This is a genomic window from Colwellia sp. RE-S-Sl-9 (genome assembly GCF_048296855.1).
Lineage (GTDB): Bacteria > Pseudomonadota > Gammaproteobacteria > Enterobacterales > Alteromonadaceae > Pseudocolwellia.
Genome location: NZ_CP182631.1, coordinates 2,201,779 through 2,220,399 on the forward strand (window position 1 = coordinate 2,201,779; position 18,621 = coordinate 2,220,399).

At 34.9% G+C, this 18,621-nt stretch carries 16 protein-coding genes; 8 read left to right on the plus strand and 8 right to left on the minus strand.

What is annotated here, in order from left to right; translation table 11 throughout:
• Nucleotides 1–223 precede the first annotated feature (223 nt).
• Together ACM9HF_RS09425 and ACM9HF_RS09430 are read left to right on the plus strand one after the other, a co-directional pair.
• Nucleotides 224–1,027, plus strand: coding sequence for a cytochrome C assembly family protein (locus tag ACM9HF_RS09425; RefSeq protein ID WP_473617875.1), 804 nt, complete (start codon nt 224–226; stop codon nt 1,025–1,027).
• 83 nt (nt 1,028–1,110) lie between these two features.
• A complete protein-coding gene (locus ACM9HF_RS09430; RefSeq protein WP_473617879.1) occupies nt 1,111–2,397 on the plus strand; it encodes an HlyC/CorC family transporter in 1,287 nt (428 codons plus the stop codon).
• Between the two features lie 562 nt (nt 2,398–2,959).
• Here the strand turns inward: ACM9HF_RS09430 and ACM9HF_RS09435 are convergent.
• Complete coding sequence (locus tag ACM9HF_RS09435) at nt 2,960–4,489, minus strand: OmpA family protein (RefSeq protein WP_473617883.1); 1,530 nt, start codon at nt 4,487–4,489, stop codon at nt 2,960–2,962.
• 1,023 nt (nt 4,490–5,512) lie between these two features.
• A complete protein-coding gene (locus tag ACM9HF_RS09440; protein ID WP_473618280.1) occupies nt 5,513–6,121 on the minus strand; it encodes a transglycosylase SLT domain-containing protein in 609 nt (202 codons plus the stop codon).
• Nucleotides 6,122–6,314: 193 nt separating this feature from the next.
• Between ACM9HF_RS09440 and bluB the strand changes: the two genes are divergently transcribed.
• Complete coding sequence (gene bluB / locus ACM9HF_RS09445; RefSeq protein ID WP_473617886.1) at nt 6,315–6,959, plus strand: 5,6-dimethylbenzimidazole synthase; 645 nt, start codon at nt 6,315–6,317, stop codon at nt 6,957–6,959.
• Between the two features lie 164 nt (nt 6,960–7,123).
• On the opposite strand, the gene gshA is transcribed toward bluB, so the two are convergent.
• A complete protein-coding gene (gshA, locus tag ACM9HF_RS09450; protein WP_473617889.1) occupies nt 7,124–8,695 on the minus strand; it encodes a glutamate--cysteine ligase in 1,572 nt (523 codons plus the stop codon).
• Between the two features lie 252 nt (nt 8,696–8,947).
• Between gshA and ACM9HF_RS09455 the strand changes: the two genes are divergently transcribed.
• Together ACM9HF_RS09455 and ACM9HF_RS09460 are read left to right on the plus strand one after the other, a co-directional pair.
• Nucleotides 8,948–10,309 carry a Na+/H+ antiporter NhaC family protein gene (locus tag ACM9HF_RS09455; RefSeq protein ID WP_473617891.1) on the plus strand — a complete coding sequence of 454 codons (1,362 nt, stop codon included), beginning with the start codon at nt 8,948–8,950 and terminating at the stop codon, nt 10,307–10,309.
• A 3-nt stretch (nt 10,310–10,312) separates the two neighbouring features.
• A complete protein-coding gene (locus ACM9HF_RS09460) occupies nt 10,313–11,020 on the plus strand; it encodes a TIGR01621 family pseudouridine synthase (RefSeq protein ID WP_473617894.1) in 708 nt (235 codons plus the stop codon).
• Nucleotides 11,021–11,031: 11 nt separating this feature from the next.
• Here the strand turns inward: ACM9HF_RS09460 and ACM9HF_RS09465 are convergent, their stop codons facing one another.
• Nucleotides 11,032–11,910: a LysR family transcriptional regulator gene (locus tag ACM9HF_RS09465; RefSeq protein ID WP_473617898.1), complete on the minus strand. Its 879-nt coding sequence runs from the start codon at nt 11,908–11,910 to the stop codon at nt 11,032–11,034.
• Nucleotides 11,911–12,032: 122 nt separating this feature from the next.
• Here ACM9HF_RS09465 and trxA point away from each other — a divergent pair, with 122 nt between their 5' ends.
• On the plus strand, nt 12,033–12,344 hold the full coding sequence (trxA, locus tag ACM9HF_RS09470; RefSeq protein WP_076416989.1) for a thioredoxin: 312 nt from the start codon (nt 12,033–12,035) through the stop codon (nt 12,342–12,344).
• Nucleotides 12,345–12,452: 108 nt separating this feature from the next.
• Here the strand turns inward: trxA and ACM9HF_RS09475 are convergent, their stop codons facing one another.
• Together ACM9HF_RS09475 and ACM9HF_RS09480 are read right to left on the minus strand one after the other, a co-directional pair.
• A complete protein-coding gene (locus tag ACM9HF_RS09475) occupies nt 12,453–13,799 on the minus strand; it encodes a sodium-dependent transporter (RefSeq protein ID WP_473617905.1) in 1,347 nt (448 codons plus the stop codon).
• A 250-nt stretch (nt 13,800–14,049) separates the two neighbouring features.
• A complete protein-coding gene (locus tag ACM9HF_RS09480) occupies nt 14,050–14,532 on the minus strand; it encodes a YajQ family cyclic di-GMP-binding protein (protein WP_077339278.1) in 483 nt (160 codons plus the stop codon).
• Between the two features lie 235 nt (nt 14,533–14,767).
• Between ACM9HF_RS09480 and ACM9HF_RS09485 the strand changes: the two genes are divergently transcribed.
• Entirely contained in the window at nt 14,768–15,067 is a 300-nt protein-coding gene (locus tag ACM9HF_RS09485) for a VanZ family protein (protein ID WP_473617910.1), read from the plus strand.
• Nucleotides 15,064–16,008 carry a ketopantoate reductase family protein gene (locus ACM9HF_RS09490; protein WP_473617914.1) on the plus strand — a complete coding sequence of 315 codons (945 nt, stop codon included), beginning with the start codon at nt 15,064–15,066 and terminating at the stop codon, nt 16,006–16,008. Before ACM9HF_RS09485 ends, ACM9HF_RS09490 begins: the two co-directional genes overlap by 4 nt.
• Before the next feature lie 21 nt (nt 16,009–16,029).
• Here ACM9HF_RS09490 and thiI read toward each other — a convergent pair whose 3' ends face one another.
• Both thiI and ACM9HF_RS09500 read right to left on the minus strand, forming a co-directional pair.
• Nucleotides 16,030–17,484, minus strand: coding sequence for a tRNA uracil 4-sulfurtransferase ThiI (gene thiI / locus ACM9HF_RS09495; RefSeq protein WP_473617918.1), 1,455 nt, complete (start codon nt 17,482–17,484; stop codon nt 16,030–16,032).
• A 187-nt stretch (nt 17,485–17,671) separates the two neighbouring features.
• The gene (locus tag ACM9HF_RS09500; RefSeq protein ID WP_473617922.1) at nt 17,672–18,610 is read right to left on the minus strand and encodes a flagellar motor protein MotB; all 939 of its coding nucleotides are present in this window, start codon (nt 18,608–18,610) and stop codon (nt 17,672–17,674) included.
• Between the last annotated feature and the right edge of the window lie 11 nt (nt 18,611–18,621).

The following is an 18,621-nucleotide window of genomic DNA, read 5'->3' on the forward strand; positions in this document are numbered from 1 at the left end:
CCACAAATTACTTGGTATTATACCTGTTGAACAAATAAGCGAAAGTATAAAATTCTTTGCGCTAAAATTTGTACCCTTTATTTTGAGGGAAATCATTAAAAATTTAATTTAAACCGTTATTCAATCATTAACTATGGCGTAGCAAAATCAATCTGATAGAATCGACGTTATAGGAATAGTTCTTATTTACTTTTATAGTTCTGTAATAAGTGTGGAGCACTTTGTGAGTTTACCTGATATTTTATCAATAACAGCATCCGTAAGTTACTTACTAGCAGCTGTTATTACTATAACAACCCTATTTACACCTAAAGGCCCAAACATAGTATTGGTATTATTTTTAGGTTGCTTAGGTATTATTACTCATGCACTCAGCAGTAGTAGCCACTTAATATATTCACCAGACGTTATTAACTTTAGCTTACCTAATGTTGTTTCTTTAGTAAGTTTATTAATTACATTAAGTATTTCAGCTGTTGCCATTAAATTTAAAGTTAATTTATTATTACCCGTTGTTTATAGTTTTGCGGGCTTTTGGCAACTTGTTTTATTTTTAATTCCTGAAGGCCACGAAATTCCAATAATTTCAAACAAAATAAGTGTTATTAGCCATGTAAGTTTATCGTTAATTGCTTACTGTATATTAGTTATTGCGACCTTATACGCATTTCAGGTTTCTTATATAAACTACAAATTAAAACAAAAAAAATTACAAGCGGTAAACCATTTACCTCCATTAATGCAAGTTGAAGGTCAGCTATTTACCTTACTAGCAATGGGAACTTTGTGTTTAAGTATAAGCTTACTTGTAGGCTTCATATTTTTAGAAAATTTCTTTTCGGCACAAAACGGCCATAAAATGGTATTTTCTTTTCTTGCTCTCATCACTTATATTGTGATTTTATGGGGTCACTTTAAACAAGGCTGGAGAGGCCACAAAGTGCTCGTTTTAACCATTATCGCGACATTTTTATTAACATTAGCCTATTTTGGTAGCAGATTTGTGAAAGAGTTTATATTACAATAAGACACAAATAACTGCGGGTTGTAATCAACTAACAGCTTAGTTAACCAACACCCGTATTTTTTAACAAACATAGGATCCACTTTTTGGATAACATATCAACGGAAACACTCTTTGTTATATTGGGTGTTTTGATACTCGTTTCAGCATACTTTTCTAGCTCTGAAACAGGCATGATGTCTATTAACAGATATCGTCTACGACACTTAGAAAATCAAAAGCACAAAGGTGCTATGCGTGTTAGTAAGTTACTAGCAACGCCTGATAAACTTATTGGGCTCATATTAATAGGTAACAACCTCGTTAATATTTTTGCCTCATTAATCGCTGGTATAATTGCTGAACGTTTATATGGTGATGCAGGTATTTTTTATGCCGGACTACTTTTAACCTTTGTTATATTAATTTTTGCAGAAGTTACCCCTAAAACTCTTGCAGCTTTGTACCCTGAAAAAGTCGCCTTCCCAAGCTCAATCTTACTTAATATATTATTAAAATTATTATACCCATTTGTTTTAGCGGTTAACTGGCTAACCAACGGTATTTTAAAAATTATTGGCGTAAGCTCAGAGCAAAGAGAGCATCATACGTTAAGCTCTGACGAACTTAAAACAGTGGTGAACGAAGCGGGGGCATTGTTACCAAAACGCGACCAAAGCATGCTGGTAAGCATATTAGAATTAGAAAAAATTACCGTTGAAGATATCATGATCCCCAGAAGTGAATTACAAGGTATTGATATTAATGACGATTGGAAAGTTATTCAAAAACAGTTAACCCAAGCAAATCACACCAGAGTCTTGTTATATAGAGATTCTATTGATGACGTTGTGGGTTATATTCACATGCGAGACGCACTCAAATTACTGTCTAAAAATCAGTTTACTAAAGCTACTTTAGTAAGAGCCGTAAGAGAGCTTTATTTCATTCCTGAAGGTACAACACTTAATGTACAGCTATTAAAGTTTCAGCATGCTAAAGAGCGTTTAGGCTTAGTTGTAGACGAGTATGGCGACATTCAAGGCTTAGTTACTTTAGAAGATATTCTTGAAGAAATAGTAGGCGACTTTACAACAACTATGACACCCGCCACCAGTGAAGAAGTTAACTTACAACCTGATGGAAGTTACCTCGTTGATGGTAGTGCAAACATTCGAGATATTAATAAAGAAATGTCTTGGAATTTTGCATCAGACGGCCCAAAAACCCTTAACGGCCTGATCATAGAACATTTAGAAGATATTCCAGAAGCTAATTTAAGCGTAAGAGTTTCAGGTTACCCTGTTGAGATTATTGATGTAAGCGACAACATGATTAAAACAGTACGCATACTGCCTGAGTTTTATCAGGAAATAAAAGAGACTGAAGAATAACGCCTTTCTAATAATATATTGTATTTAACCTCAACTCGGGTTAATGAATGTTAGATAATGAATTAAAATTATTATTTATCAAAACCTTAACCTGTACCGTTGTTTTCCTAAGTTATATTAGTCTCTCAACATTGATATTTTTGTGTATAACAAGGTGAATTTTTCTATCTAATAGCTAGCTATTAGTAATAAATTCAACGAAGTTAGGCATAAAAATAGCTTGTTGAGTAACTTTGCTTATCCCGAGCTGAGGTTATTTACTAATACCAATTAAAATCGTGCATTCAATTGGTATTAGTTTTTTAGCAGCCTAAATCTTGCTATTCAAATATTAACTTAGATATTTAATTACTTAAACTAAACAGGTTAACAGTAATAAATAATATTCGCTAAGCTGCTCTAATACATTTATACAGTATATATCACATTTTTCGAGTATAGACTCTACACTAAGATGCTCAATATACTAAATACAAAAAAGCCGCTTAATGAATAATCCATTAAGCGGCTTTTAAATCAGACATTACTTATACAATCTCACTAATGAGATTGAAGGGTAATATTATTCTGCTTCGTTATTTACAATAAGTATTTCAACTCTTCGGTTAGCTGCACGACCTTCTACACTGTCGTTGCTTGCTACAGGTTTAGATTTACCGTAACCCGTTGATTCAACTCTACCGCTTTCAACTTGACCCACTTCACTTAAGAAATTAGCCACTTTATTACCACGTTCTGTCGATAATTTTAAGTTGATTTCGTCGCTACCTCTGTTATCTGTATGTCCTGAAACAACGATATTTGAGTTAGGAAACGCTGAAATTGCTTTTGTTATTTTATTTAATAAAGCAAAGTTAGATGCATCTATTTCACTGTTACCCGATTTAAACGAGAAACCATGAGCACGAATAAGTACATTATCTCCTTGGCGATATACATCAGCTTCTTGTTGATTAAATAACGATTGAACACCTTTAAATTTAGCGGTAATTGCATCATTACGACGTTTTTCACTTTCAGCTTTCTCTTGTGCTGCTGCTAATGCTTGCTCTTTTTCTTGCGCTATTTTCATTTCTCGTTCTTTGGCTTGAGACATAGCAACATTCATTTCAGCTTGTGCTGCTGCAAGTGCTAACTCTTTTTCCTTAGCTATTTGCATATTTCGTTCTTGCGCTTCTGTCATAGCAACCGTTACGTTGTCTTTTTCTGAAACAAGGCGTTGTATTTTGCTATTAAGCCCTTTAACCATGACTTTGTTAGAATCATCAAACGCGACTTGTTGCTCAATTGGAGAAACAATACGTGTAACTTGTTCTTGATACCATAGTACTTTATCTTCTTCTTCATAGTCTGATTGACGGAAATGCGTAATAACCTCAGCAATACCAACAGCACGCTCTACATTCCAAATAGCTCGTTGGGCATGAGCATTCGCTTTTTCAGTTTCTCTGCGATCAGCATCTAAGGTATTTAATGCTAATTGGTAATCTTCTTGAGCTAATTTCATAGTGCGTGGAGCTAAATCGTCAACGTCTTTCTTTTTAGCATTTTCAATCGCCACTTTAGCTGCATCTACAATGTTCACTTTAATAGAGGCTAATTCGATTGCTGCATATGCACGCATGGTTTCAGTACGCTCTTCTTTTGCTTCTTGTACGTCGCCATTTTCAATTAACTTAGTTAATTTAAGTAGCTGTTTCTCTGCTTTTGCAAAGGCTTCAGGGCTAGCAGCTGAGGCTTTACTTTTAATAGCTTTAGCACGAACAGATAACACTTCTTCAAGTACGTCTCTGTTTAACATTTCAGTTTTTTTAGCTAAGGCTAATTGTTTTAAACCTTCTTTAGCTTTTTCCAATGCTTTTGGATCGTCTGCTTTAGCAAGTTTCATTGCTTCGCTATACAGTTCGTTTGCTTTGGCGAAAGACTTTGGAGATAAAACATCTAGCTCGCTATCAAGCTCATTGGCTAACTGTGCTTTTAATGTAGACACAGGTAAATATTTTTGTATTGCCTGATCTTCTTTTAGTGATGGCTTACTAGCACAACCAGCAAAAGTTAAACAAACAGTAAGAAACACAATGTAATTTTTCATTTAGGATTTATCCCTATTAAGCAATTTAATATGCAATGCAATTAAATATATTGAACACTAAATTAATATTTAGAGCATTTTTTAATCGTCGGTCCAAAACCATTGGGCTTAGGTCGCGATCGTGGCAAGTATAGTCGATAAAAAAATAAATACATAATATTTATTCATAAAATAATTACATTAAATTTACATAAAATTAACAACCGTATTGTTGAAAATTTTACCACTTTAAGTTCAACGAGTTACCTTAATATCCTGAAAGTCTTGATAAGTATTCTCCCCTCCTGATCAGATAATGTTTTCAGTATTTGAGCTAATCTCGCTTAAAAATAGTTATAAATATTTTTTATCTCTTGGCTGAAAAAGTTTCGAATTGTTAGTAAATTTTCTGTTGAGTTCAACATTAACTATTCAACATTATATTAGGCTCAATATAGTGAAATTTAGATACATAACTCAGGCGAGTAAGTTATTTATTTTTAAAGAAAAAGCTATTATTTGTGGATAATACCTACATTAGAACAAGTTAACAACAGACTTATCCACAGGTAATTTTTTGTGTGATAATTTTCCACAATTTCTGTGGATAACAAAAGCAAGGCCAGTAGATTTCTGACTTCAGATTTTGCAAACGATTTTTTGCAATTTTATGAAGTTTTTTTAACAATTGTTTTTGTCATTTATTTGGCGCTCATTTACGATAAATTAATCAATAAAATGATGCAATTGGCAAGAAATATGCGTAATAAGAATAATGCCAATAGTTTCTAATCTTGGCATTATTTAGGGTCTATTGATTTTTTCTTATTATTTTTGCAGCAGTTTATTAGCCTTTTATACAAGGCAGAGCTTATGTTTCGTCGTTGTTCTACTCTAATAGGCGATAACCTAGTATAAATAGTTAATAAACGCTGTCCTACGGAGCCGTTTAAATACTTATTAGTCATTGTTGCAAGGAATTTACATAGAACAACTAGGCTACCCTCCTTGCGCCGCGATCAACAAGCATTTAATGCGAATTAATCAACTCGAAAACAAGCGTGACCACCAACCTTGGTTAAACGAGGCTTCGCATTTTTTCAATTGAGCACTATAGCGTTTAGCGCGCTTTTCTACTTTACGAGAAACAGCCATTAGCCATTTCTTTTTATAATAACTTTTACGCTTAAAACCTCCCCAGCCCTCATGATAGTTAAGGTACTGATTGTAAGCATCCCATTTTGAGGTTTTATTCAGCTTTTGAGATTTATAAATAAACCAGCCCATAAAGTCCATCGCATCATCAAAGTCATCACGATCGGCACCGCTATTGCCCGTTTCTTTCATGTAATCGTTCCACGTCATGGTTTTAGCTTGCGAATAGCCATAAGCAGAACTTACACGACCAATAGGAATAAAGCCCAGAAAATAATCCATAGGAGGAATAGCATCATGTTTAAATGAGCTTTCTTGATACATCATGCTCATAGGTACATGAATAGGCACCCCCCATTTATCTTTGGCTTTTTTAGCAGCAAAGTACCAATCAGTATTCTGTTCAAAGATGCTGCATATATTTTCAGGATTCTTGGGGGGTAATGTAGAACAAGAAACTAACGAGAATAGAATAAAAATAATAAAAATATGTTTAATAGACAAATGTACAACCCTAATAATGTCTTTTCCCTAGAAATAAAGTTTAGCATTAAGTTGAATGGAACATCTAACAAAGTTCCATTTCAACAGGTTTGTTATTGTTGTTATTAAATATTCTCCTCTAATTTCCATCGTATTTCTCTGTTACTATTCAAGAGAGTAATTAATAAATACTAAAACGATAAATACAATGAGCAAAGAATTTACCCCTGAAGATACCCATATTATAAAAGAAATCATGCAATATCGCCGAGATGTTCGTGGTAACCGTTTTACTGATAAAAACGTACCGAGTGAGGTAATTGATCAAATATTAGAAGCCGCTTTGTATGCGCCTTCGGTTGGCTATTCACAACCTTGGCAGTTTATTGTTATTGATGATCAAAACATAAAGCAAAAAGTGTTTAACTCTTTTACCGAAGAAAACAATCACGCAAAAACGCTTTTTTCCGGTAAAAAAAAGCAAAGCTATGCCCAATTAAAACTTGAAGGAATACTTGAATCTCCTATTAATATTGCAGTTTTTTATCAACCATCAGAAAAAACTATATTAGGGCAAACCAGTATGAGCGACATGGGAAGGTTTAGCGTTGTTTGTGCAATTCAAAATATGTGGTTAATGGCACGTTCACTTAATGTAGGTGTAGGTTGGGTGAGTATTGTGGATCCTAAAAAAGTAAAGGCAGCTGTAAATGCACCAAAAAATAGTGAGCTTATTGCTTATTTATGTGTGGGTTATGTCAATGAGTTTTTGGATGAACCTGAATTGAAAACTAAAAAGTGGGAAGAAGAAAAACACAAAGAAGATATTATTTTTAAAAATACCTTTAAATAACATCACTCAAATAAAAATCAAAAATAAAATGAACTTTTTATATTTAAACCACTCATACCTTTGAAATATGTATTTCCCACATAGTATTTCACTTTTACGCATTTACTTTTGTAAATGCGTTTTTTTTGCTTAAAAAAACATAAACAACTGTTTATAAATAAATTTTAACGAGAAAAGTAATCAACTAAAAACTGATCAAAGTCTACTGTATCTGCCTCTTCAATTGCTCGCTGATCTTTATGTGATTTATTTACACTATCAATGAATTCTTGCTCGCTAAACATATTATATTCTTGTGCTAATAAATCATCTCTATATGTTTGTGCCATAGACAGAGCAATTTGGGTTAAACTTTTATTTTGATTTACTAACAAATCAATAACTTTAGCTGAAGGGGTTAACTCAGGCTGATTAATTTTGTCGAGTTCATCAGACAGCACTTGTTGATATTTAGACGTGTTATTTGCTTTATCCAATAATTTGGCAATAGGTAACATTTCATCAAAAATACTGTTACCCCATTGCTTAATAGACTTAAGTTCACCTTCGTCCTGTAAACGTAACTCTGGATCTCGCCCTCTTAGTACAATTTCATCCATGTTTTCTTCATAAATATTTTGCTGTTCACAGTTTAATTCACCGTGTTCAGTTAACGCACAATAGGTTAAAAATATATCTAAAAAGTAAACTTGTTCTAAGCTAACACCCGTGGATACAAATGGGTTTACATCAAGAGCTCTTACTTCAATATATTCTACACCACGCCTCTTTAACGCTTCAGACGGTTTCTCGCCCGCTTTAGCCACTCTTTTAGGTCGAATAGGTGCATACAGTTCATTTTCAATTTGTAAAACATTGCTATTAAGTTGTTGGTATTTTCCGTCAACTTTTATGCCTATTTTTGCAAATTCGTCAGACGCTAAATTAATCGCGTTTTTAACACCCTCAACATAACCATCTATATGGTTATAACAAATGTGTAAAGAAGACTGCTCATGATTGGTATAACCTAAATCACTCATTCTTAAAGACGTTGCATGTTCTAAATACAAATAACCTTTAGGCGATTTTTTAAAAGGTAAAACCTGCGGTTTATTTTGTAGAAATGAACTACAAATACTGGGTGAACTACCGTATAAATAGGGGATCAACCAACAAAAACGTTTGTAGTTTCGCAATAAAGAAAAGTAACGCTCTGAAACAAATTCATCTCGAGGTTGCGTATCTTTAAGTGTACTTTGTAATACATTCCAAAATGAGTCAGGAAAAGAAAAATTAAAATGAATGCCTGAAATAACTTGCATCATACTACCGTATCGGTTTTTTAAACCTTGGCGATAAACGGTTTTCATTTTACCTATGTTTGACGAGCCGTATTGAGCTAAAGGAATTTTATTCGCATCATCAACAAAACAAGGCATACTCATTGGCCACAAAAGTTCACCATCAATTTGGCTTAAGGTAAATTTTTGTATATCTTGCAATTGCGCAATTACATCTTCAGGACTTTTATTAACAGGAGTAATAAACTCTAATAACGTTTCAGAGTAATCTGTTGTTATATAGGGGTTAGTTAAAGCTGAACCTAAATTATAAGCATGAGGTTTTTCTGATAACTTACCTTCAGCTAGTACACGTAGGGCTTCACGTTCTATACCCCTTCCAAAACCAGTTAAAGAAGATATATTAGCTTCTTCATTAAAAACAGAAAGATACTCAGTTAAAGATAATTTCAAAATAATTCCTATGCGTTGTACGCAAGAGTTGATAGAACCTATTTATGGCCTAAAAAACATATTTCAATCCCATTCAGTATTTAAATAGCCAATAAGATTGTGTGAATTCCTTGGCAATATTACTACATTAAATACGTAGCGTGTTATTAGAGTTTACTATTAGAGGCGCTTTATTGAATTGCAATTTATTGTCTATACAGTAAAGTTGCCTATCCAGTAAATTGACTTAAAACCTTAAAGGTCTATCGAAAAATGCAAGATAGCGCACTAAGCTTACTTCCCCCTTTAATTGCAATTATTATTGCCGTATGGAAAAGGAACGCCCTAATCGCATTGTTATGTGGGCTAATGTTTACTTTTCTGATGATAAACCACTTCAATCCATTAACTATGCTCACCGACAGTGCTCTAGGCATAGTGGGTGTGTTTAGTTCAACTGGAAATAGTTATATTGTCGCTTTCAGTTTATTAATAGGCGCGTTAGTTACCTTGATGAATCAATCTGGTGCGGTAAATGGGTTTATTGAAAGTTTAGCCAAACTCAATCTGGTTAAAAATAAAAGACAAGCCGCTATGCTACCTACCATAATTGGCACCAGCATTTTTACTGATACTAATTTAAGTATGTTTACCGCAGGCATGGCAAGCCAAAAATTATTTGATACCCATAAACTTAGCCGTGCAAGACTGGCCTATTTACTTGATTCAACCTGTGCACCCGTCAGTATTCTTTTGTTAATAAACGGTTGGGGAGCTTATGTTTTAGGGCTATTAGATGGTTATAACTTTAACGATCCTGTTGGCATTCTTATTGGTACAATTGGCTATAACTTTTACGCTATTATTGCTTTAGCTTTAGCTTATTACACCGCATTTTCAGGTAAAGCTTATGGTTCATTACGCTTAGCTAAACCGATAACGCAAGAACAAAATAGTGAAGAATTGATCACTAAAACTGCGCCAGCTATGGTTATGTGGTTTCCTTTATTAACATTATTAGTCACCACCCTAGGTTTACTCTGGTTTACGGGTAATGGAGACATTCGCCAAGGTTCAGGCTCATTTTCCGTCTTTTGGGCAATAATAAGTGCTTTAGTATGTTTAACCCTATTCATTTTAAGTTATAAACTTTTATCGGTTACCGAAATTTTGGCTGGCATAGTAACAGGCACTAAAAAAATGTTACCTGCTGTTGGCGTGTTAGTTTTATCTTTCGCTTTTGGTAGTGCTATAAAATTATTAGGTACAGGGCTTTATGTTAGCCAACTCATTAATGTGGAATTTCCTTTATTTTTAATGGCCCCTATTTTATTTATTGCTGCAGCAATTATGGCTTTTGCTACTGGAACCTCGTGGGGAACTTTTGCCATTTTAGTACCCATTGCTGTACCTGTAGCTCAGCAAAGTGGCTTACCTATTGAGTTTATGGTGGCCGCTGTTTTAGGTGGTGGTGTATTTGGAGATCACGCTTCTCCTATCTCCGACACAACCGTAGTTGCCTCTATCGCCAGTGGTTGCGATCATTTCGAACACGTTAAAACCCAATTACCCTACACGCTATTTGGCGGAGTGATCACTATTGTGATTTATACGTTAATCGGATTGAGTTACTAATTTATGGAAACAACATTCGATATAATTGACGAGCAACCCGACTTTATTGTGGTAAATAAACCTGCAAATACCAACTTTCATGATGAAGGTGAAATAGGCTCAGGTTTTTTTAATGAAGTTAAGCTGTCACTTAGTCCTACAAGCGAGTTATACCCAGTACACCGTTTAGATAAAATGACGTCAGGCATGCTTATTTTTGCCAAAAATAATGAAACAGCAAAAACCTTCCAACAATTATTTGAACAACACCACATTCAAAAATATTATCTCGCTCTCAGTGATAAAAAACCGAAAAAGAAACAAGGCCTAATTAAAGGCGACATGACTAAAAGTCGCCGTAGCGCATGGAAACTACTAAGAAGCCAAGAAAACCCAGCCATCAGTCAATTTATGTCTTACAGCATAGGTAATGGTATAAGGCTTTATTTAGTTAAACCTCATTCAGGAAAAACACATCAAATAAGAGTTGCACTAAGCAGCATAGGTTCACCTATAATTGGCGATACCTTATACGGAGGGAGTAGCACTACAGATAATCCTATGTTCGACAGAGGGTACCTACATGCCTACGCCTTACAATTTACTTTAAATAATATTCAGTACGAATATATACAAGCCCCTAGCTCTGGCGAGCTATTTTTGTCAGCTGAATTTTCAGAACAACTCAAACAAATAGAATTACCTTGGCTTTTACCTTGGCCTAGAGTGTAACGGCTATAGCTTTAAGACAAACTTCCCATTTTCGATTGAAAATACTCTAAAAACATTCGTGTTTTAAAAGCAATACTTCTACTTTGATACAAAACAGTAAGCTGTAATGCCACTGGATCGTGGCTTAGTTTCAGCCTTTTAACATTCAGTAAATGTCCTTGCGATTGGCACAAGTAATCAGGAAGTTTTGCAATACCTAAGTGTTGCGATGTTGCCTCTAACCTCATTTGTGGACTGGATAAAATAACTTTTTCATGCACAGAAATAAGTTGAATTTTATTATTCTCCCTAAACAACCACTGTTCGTTGTTATTCGATGTTATACACTTTTCATTTTGGAGATCTTCAGGCGTGTGTATATGATCAACCGATTCATTAACACCTGAATAAATAGATTGTGGAAAACTTAATAACTGCTTACCTACCCAACTCGAATGGGCTAAATCGGTTTCATGTAAAACAAAAATCAAATCATAGTAATAATTTTCTTCAGGAAATTCAGAACTGTAATGACTGCAATGCACCACAATATCAGGATATATTTTCGCGAAGTCGGTAATAATTTGACTAATAATCTGACTAAAAAATTCTATAGGCAGCAAAATATTCAACCGACCTTTAGGTGATGTATTAAGCTCGTGAATATCGTTTTCAATACTACTTAGCGCTTCTAAATGAGGCTTGCAAGAACGATAAAGTAACAAGCCACTTTCGGTTAACTCTTGCTTACGCGTAGTACGAATAAGCAATTGATAACCCAGTTCAGCTTCTAAATTAGCTAATCTTCGGCTTAATTTTGATTTAGGCACGCCCATAGTTCGGGCTGCTTGCGTTAAAGAGCCTGAATCAATAATGGTAGAAAAGAAAATAAGATCATCTAAATTAAGCACAAAGTTTGTCTCATATATAGAACAATAGATTCTATTAAACCATCTATTAAGTTAAATGAAAACCACCTAGAATAGCTCTTCAATAAATAAAGACCTTATTAACATTAAAAGAGAAGTAAATAATGAGCAATGTAACAGTAATTAAAGCTGAAGATTTTGAACAAGAAGTAACGGCACACAAAGGTGCAGTATTAGTAGACTTTTTTGCTGAGTGGTGTGGACCTTGTAAAATGATTGCACCATTACTTGATCAAGTATCTGAAGAAAATAGCGAATTGAAAATCGTAAAAATTGATGCAGACCATGCACAAGAGTTAATGACTAAGTTTGGCATCAGAGGCATCCCTACTTTATTACTATTTAAAGATGGCGAATTAAGTGCAACTAAAGTTGGCGCATTATCTTTAACACAGTTAAAAGAGTTTGTTGCTTAATTAGCACTTATTTAACCTATTCACCATAGGTAAAGATCAGAAAAGCCTGTAATGATATCACTATCATTACGGGCTTTTTTATAAGCGAATATTCTACAAATTTGGTATCTAAAGCGAATGTAAAAACACCATAGCAATGGCCGTTGGACAAACTACCTTGGTGTAAACAGGCCAAACCTTCCAGAAAAAACTCTCTTCAATTGACTCGTTACCTTGCTTAATTTCGTCTAGCAGCGAATTACGTTGCCATATCCAACCCACAAATACACAACAAAGCATAGCTACAATTGGCTGTCCGTATTTAGTAGACAAGGTAATTACTAAGCCAAACAAGCTCTCGAAATTAGCCATAATAATAACGCTCAGTAAAAAAATACCAATACCAATAGTAATAGAAGCTTTTTTACGTTCTATATTATGTCGCTCTACCGCATAAGAAACTGGCCCTTCAAGCATTGAGATAGAAGATGTTAGCGCCGCAATCGTCATTAAAGCAAAAAAGCCGATAGCAACAAACAGCCCTACTCCACCCATGCTTTCAAATAAACTAGGTAGTACGGTAAATACCAAGGTATCTTCTGATAATAAACTGCCGTCAGCAGCAAATATTTCTACACCTTGTGCTTGAGCCACATACATAGCAGGAATAATTAATAAACCCGCTAAAAAAGCGATTGATACATCAATTAACGTAACCTGTGCACCTAAGCTCACCATATTTTCTTTTTTAGAAATGTAAGAGCCGTAGATCACCATAACACTCGTACCTAAAGATAAAGAGAAAAAAGCTTGCCCTAAAGCACTTAACAATAGCGTGGGTTCAAAAATACGGGAGAAATCAGGATTAAGGTAAGCTTCTAAGCCTTCGCTAGCCCCCTCTAAAGTAAGCACATAGCCGATTAAAACAAGCAGCAAAGTAAGCATTAATGGCATTAATCGTTTAGACCACTTTTCAATACCCTCTTCAACACCACGAGAAATAATAAAAATAGTTAAACTAACAAATATTGCCGTAAAAATGAGGTTTCGTTCGAAGGAAAAAGCCACCAGCCAATGAGCACTTTCTACACTACCTATTAATTTAGCCACAGGTTCAGCGGTATGAGCAATCATCCAACCTGCAACTATCCCGTAAAAGCTTAAAATTAATGCTGCACATATAACGCCAGCAAAACCTACAACAAAAGCAAAGCGTTTTTGAAATAAGCTTTTAGACATTTTTTGAAGTGAAGTAACCGCATTAGCTTGCCCATAACGACCAATTAATATTTCGGCCATAAATGCAGGATAGGCTAAACAAAATGCTAACACCAAATACATAAGTACAAAGGCAGCACCACCATTACTGGCTGTTTGCGTAGGAAAGCCCCAAATATTGCCTAAACCAACCGCAGAACCTGCAGCCGCCATAATAAAACCTAGTCGCGAACTAAATCCGCCTCTACTTCCAGCCATGAACATCTATCTTTTTTATTAGGATCATAACGGAGTAATTTACTTAATGTATTCGCAAAACAACAGTATTAATTTAATAAACCCGTGTTTAGGTTGAAGATTGCACAATTTTAAGTGTAAAGATTTTAGTACCGGTGAGTTGACATAAAATAGATAAATAAAGGAATAATATTAAAAAGAAGATAAAGAAAGCCTCTTTATTTTCATTCATACATATGAAGATAAAGAGGCTCATATAAACAACGACAACTTAGTCTCTAAAGTTATTAAACTGAAATGATTGCTCTAAATCAGCTTCGCGCACAAGTTGCATAACTTGTTGTAAATCATCGCGCTTTTTACCGGTAACACGTACTTGCTCGCCTTGAATAGCGGCTTGTACTTTTAACTTACTGTCTTTAATTAATTTAACCACTTTTTTCGCTACGGGTTGTTCAATACCTTCTTGAAAAGAAAGGGTTTGAGTAACGGTTTTGCCTGAAAACTCAGCTTTAGACACAGTAAGTGCTTTAGCATCAATATTACGTTTAGCCAGATTACCTCGTAACATGGTAACTAACTGTTGTAATTGCATTTCTGCTTCTGCTTTAATGATAACGGTTGGTTTTTTCCATTCAATACTTGCTGTAACACCTCTAAAATCAAAACGAGTTTCTAGCTCTTTTTTAGTGTTGTTGGTTGCATTAAGTACTTCTTCCATATTAATTTCAGAAACGATATCCATTGATGGCATAATTTTTCTCTTTTTAAAACAAAATACGATAGGCAAATAATAACAGTCTGATACTCGATAACCAATATTAAGCTGATAATAATGCTGAATATTTGCCTACATTTAAACGAATATACGTTGGAATAGGCTTATTCCATCATGTTATGATGAGGGTAAATCTTCTCCCTTTGTTGTTAACTTTATGAAATATCTCCATCACTTACTTTTTTTCCTTGTTATATTGGTGTCTGTGGTGATGCTAACTATTTCAAATGAAGTACGAGAAGTCGTTTTTCAATTGACTAAAATTGATACTATTGGCCATTTTATTGGTTTTTTCTGCTTAACATGGATTTTAAATAGTTTATTTAAATTACCTTTGTTTAATTTAGCTATTTGTTTGGTTTTATATTCAGGACTTACTGAAATCGGTCAGTATTATTTAGGCTTTAGAAATGGTGAATTTAGAGATTTTATTGCTGACGTTATTGGTATTGGAACCTTCGTTATTATTAAATGGATGGTAGTGGTTTACGGTAGAAAAGAAACGATATGACCAGCGTTTCGGCTTCAGTGACCACTCAACCGACAACCAATGTAATGATTGTCGGTTCTGGAGCTATTGGTTTATTATGGTATAGCCATTTTTATTTATGTAGCAACAAAGCTGTTAACTGTTTTTTATATCAGTCCCCTACTCGAAAAACCTTACAACGTTCCATTTTATTTACCTCGCTAAGTAATCAAAAAACAACCTTTCCAAGTAAAGTGATCACTAGCAGCAACGAGCATGCAATAGATATTATTTTAGTGTGTGTTAAAAGCTATCAACTCAATCAAGCCATTGCTGACATACACCCTTTTATTACAGCTAATACTCTCGTAATAACGACTCATAACGGTTTAGGGGCTCTAAATACTGAATCTGCACAGTTTTTACAAAACAATAATGTATTCGACTTACTTACCACGCACGGTTGCTTAAAACTTTCTGATAATGAGATAGTTCATACGGGTGCAGGTATTTCTCATCTAGGCCGAAAATTTGGGAAAGAAAGTCCGTTACTTGAAACAAAAACAACACAGTTACTACATTCGGTATTACCTGATGTTATTTGGTGTGACGATATATTATCGAAACAATGGTTAAAGTTAGCGATTAACTGTGTAATAAACCCATTAACAGCCTTATACGATATTAAAAATGGCGATCTAATTCACGAGAAGTTTGAGAATACAATCAACCAACTAATAGATGAAATAGTAGTTATAGCCCATTTAAAAAACATAAGTTTGAATAAAGAAAGCTTAAAAGAAACCGTATATTTAGTTGCGCAAAATACCGCAAAAAATAGTTCGTCAATGCGATGTGATGTACAGCAAGGTAGGCAAACAGAAGTGGAATATATTAATGGTTATATTCACCGATTAGGGCAAGAATTGAATATTCCTACCCCAAAAAACACTGAGCTATATCAAAGGGTGTTAGCCTTATAGCTCAGTAATGATGAATGTAAATTACGGACGGTAAACTTTAACATTGGTAAAGCCATTATCTAATAAATACAAGGCTTGCAGCTTACTCATAACACCTTGGTCGCAATAAAGAAAATAGTCTTTGTCTTTCGCTAAATCGCCAAATTTTGTCGCCAGTTTATAAAATGGAATGTGAATAACTTCTACTTTATCTAATTCTAGCGGGTTATTGTCTTCTTCTTCAGGGCTTCTAATATCAACAACAATGGCGCTTTCATCAAGTTGGTCGACCATTTCTACCGCTTTAATTTCAGCTTCTGTTTCTGTAGCAATATCACGAATATCATATAAACGAGTATTCTTTACTACGTCGTCTAAAATATCAAAATCGAAGTTACTTTCTTCCTGTTCAATTTTAGATAACACCGCTTTAACCGTAGGTTTGTTTGAGATAACACCACAGTATTCAGGAATCGTTTTAGAGAAGTCTTCAGTACCTATTTGACGAGCAATATCGATAATGTCTTGTTTATCGTAAGCTGTTAATGGCCTTAGAATTAAGGTCTCGGTTACACGATCAATCACATTTAAGTTGGTTAGCGTTTGGCTAGAAACCTGCCCTAATGCTTCACCAGTAACTAACGCTTGTATTTTAGCGCGTGCTGCCACTTTTTCTGCTGCACGCATCATCATACGTTTTAGAATAACGCCCATTTGACCGTTTTCTACTTTCTCTAAAATTTCAGCCACTACAGGTTCAAAATCAATAGCAAAAAACTTAACTTTATGAGACGCACCAAACTTGTTCCATAAATAGTAACTGACTTGCTTAACACCAATTTCGTGAGCTGAACCACCTAAGTTAAAGAAACAATAATGAGTACGAGCACCCTTTTTGATCATTTGATAACTGGCAACCGCTGAGTCAAACCCCCCCGACATAAGCGATAATACGTCTTCTTGCGTGGCAATTGGAAAACCACCTAAACCTTTATGACGTTCAGTAACAATAAACAGTTTTTCATTTTTAATTTCTAAATGAATAGTAACGTCTGGCTTACTTAATTTTACTTTAGCTGACTCAACCGCTTGATTTAAGCCGCCACCAACATATTGCTCAACTTGAATAGATTTAAAGTCGTGGTTACCCGTACGTTTTACGCGAACACAAAAGGTTTTGTTTTCAATCGTTTTGGCATGTAAAGCAATTGTTTTTTCGTAAATGCTATGCAAATCAGTAAAATCTGTTTGCTCAACCTCTAAAAACATCGGAATACCAGGAACGCATTTCAGGGTTTCAATCACCTTTTTACGATTTTCTGGAGAATCGTTAGGTGTGTTTACTTCAATGTTGTCCCACGTCATACGGGCAGTAATTTGTTCGTCTACACGACGAAGCACAGTTTTAAGATTAGATTCTAATATTTTAGTAAAACGCTTACGTACAGGCCTACTTTTAATGGTGATTTCAGACTGCAACTTTACAATAAATTTCATGGACGCTAATACCTAACAAATGTACTTCAAAAATAATGGCGCGAATTATACACGATAAATAAGGCTATTTAGGATAATTTTTTCTCATGAAGGTAATCTCAACCTTACTGGATGTAAGCGAGGTATATACCTGTTACCAATCAAGGTACGTATTTCAGAGTGTATCTTGAATGGTAAAGGGTATATGTTATTGAATAATAGACACTGGCTCTGTTTCTTTTGCTTTACCTTGATTAATCGCAATTTCAACACGGCGATTTTTACGTCGATTAAGTGCATTATTATTAGGCACTAAAGGTTGAGCATCGGCATGGCCAGCAACCACTAATCGGCTTTGATCAAAGTCAGGCACTTTTATAATTTCATGGGCTATTGCTACCGCTCGCTTACTTGATAAATCCCAATTTGACGTAAATAACTCAGAGCTAATACCTTGGTTATCGGTATGGCCTGATATCATTATTTCTCCAGGTATAGTCATTAACAGCTCACCTATTTCTCGAATAATAGGTCTGAACTGCGGTTGTAAAAAAGCTGAACCAGATGGAAACGAGCCGTTTTCACGAATACGAATAATAACTTGTTGCCCTAAAGATTCTAACTCTATGGCACCATCTTGAATTTGCTTGTCTAGCTGGTCGGCTATTTTCTTTATTAATTCATTAACTTGTTCTTGAGAGGCCTTTTGTTCATCTTCTGCGGATTGCTTAACTTCTTGAGCAGCTTGCTCGTTAGCCGTACTTTGAGACTGGCCACCACGCTGTGTGCCACGTTGTTCTTGACGCCCCCCCGCAGATGTTTCATCACCCGCCTGAAACTCTAGCATTTGCTGAGTCATTTCTACGGTTTGTTGTTGAATAACTTCAATTGGCGTGGGTTCAGGCTTACCCGGTCTAAATTCTTGAGCAATAATACTGGTGCCTTTAGGGATATCTTTTACTTCAATTTTATTTTGTACACCAAAGGCAAACTTCATTGAGCCAGCGATTTGCTTAAATTTCAAAACATCCATTTCAGAAAAAGATAATAGCAACACGAAAAAGCACATTAGCAATGACATTAAATCAGCGAACGTTCCCATCCAAGCAGGCAGACCTGGGGGCGGACATTTACATTCTTCTTCCATTCTAGCCTCCC

Bases quoted from the DNA above. Each gene is read 5' to 3' on its own strand.
- ACM9HF_RS09435 (WP_473617883.1), bottom strand. From the start codon at position 4,489: ATGAAAAATTACATTGTGTTTCTTACTGTTTGTTTAACTTTTGCTGGT.
- ACM9HF_RS09480 (WP_077339278.1), bottom strand. From the start codon at position 14,532: ATGCCATCAATGGATATCGTTTCTGAAATTAATATGGAAGAAGTACTT.
- ACM9HF_RS09490 (WP_473617914.1), top strand. From the start codon at position 15,064: ATGACCAGCGTTTCGGCTTCAGTGACCACTCAACCGACAACCAATGTA.
- ACM9HF_RS09500 (WP_473617922.1), bottom strand. From the start codon at position 18,610: ATGGAAGAAGAATGTAAATGTCCGCCCCCAGGTCTGCCTGCTTGGATG.
- ACM9HF_RS09475 (WP_473617905.1), bottom strand. From the start codon at position 13,799: ATGGCTGGAAGTAGAGGCGGATTTAGTTCGCGACTAGGTTTTATTATG.
- bluB (WP_473617886.1), top strand. From the start codon at position 6,315: ATGAGCAAAGAATTTACCCCTGAAGATACCCATATTATAAAAGAAATC.
- trxA (WP_076416989.1), top strand. From the start codon at position 12,033: ATGAGCAATGTAACAGTAATTAAAGCTGAAGATTTTGAACAAGAAGTA.
- thiI (WP_473617918.1), bottom strand. From the start codon at position 17,484: ATGAAATTTATTGTAAAGTTGCAGTCTGAAATCACCATTAAAAGTAGG.
- ACM9HF_RS09460 (WP_473617894.1), top strand. From the start codon at position 10,313: ATGGAAACAACATTCGATATAATTGACGAGCAACCCGACTTTATTGTG.
- ACM9HF_RS09455 (WP_473617891.1), top strand. From the start codon at position 8,948: ATGCAAGATAGCGCACTAAGCTTACTTCCCCCTTTAATTGCAATTATT.
- ACM9HF_RS09485 (WP_473617910.1), top strand. From the start codon at position 14,768: ATGCTAACTATTTCAAATGAAGTACGAGAAGTCGTTTTTCAATTGACT.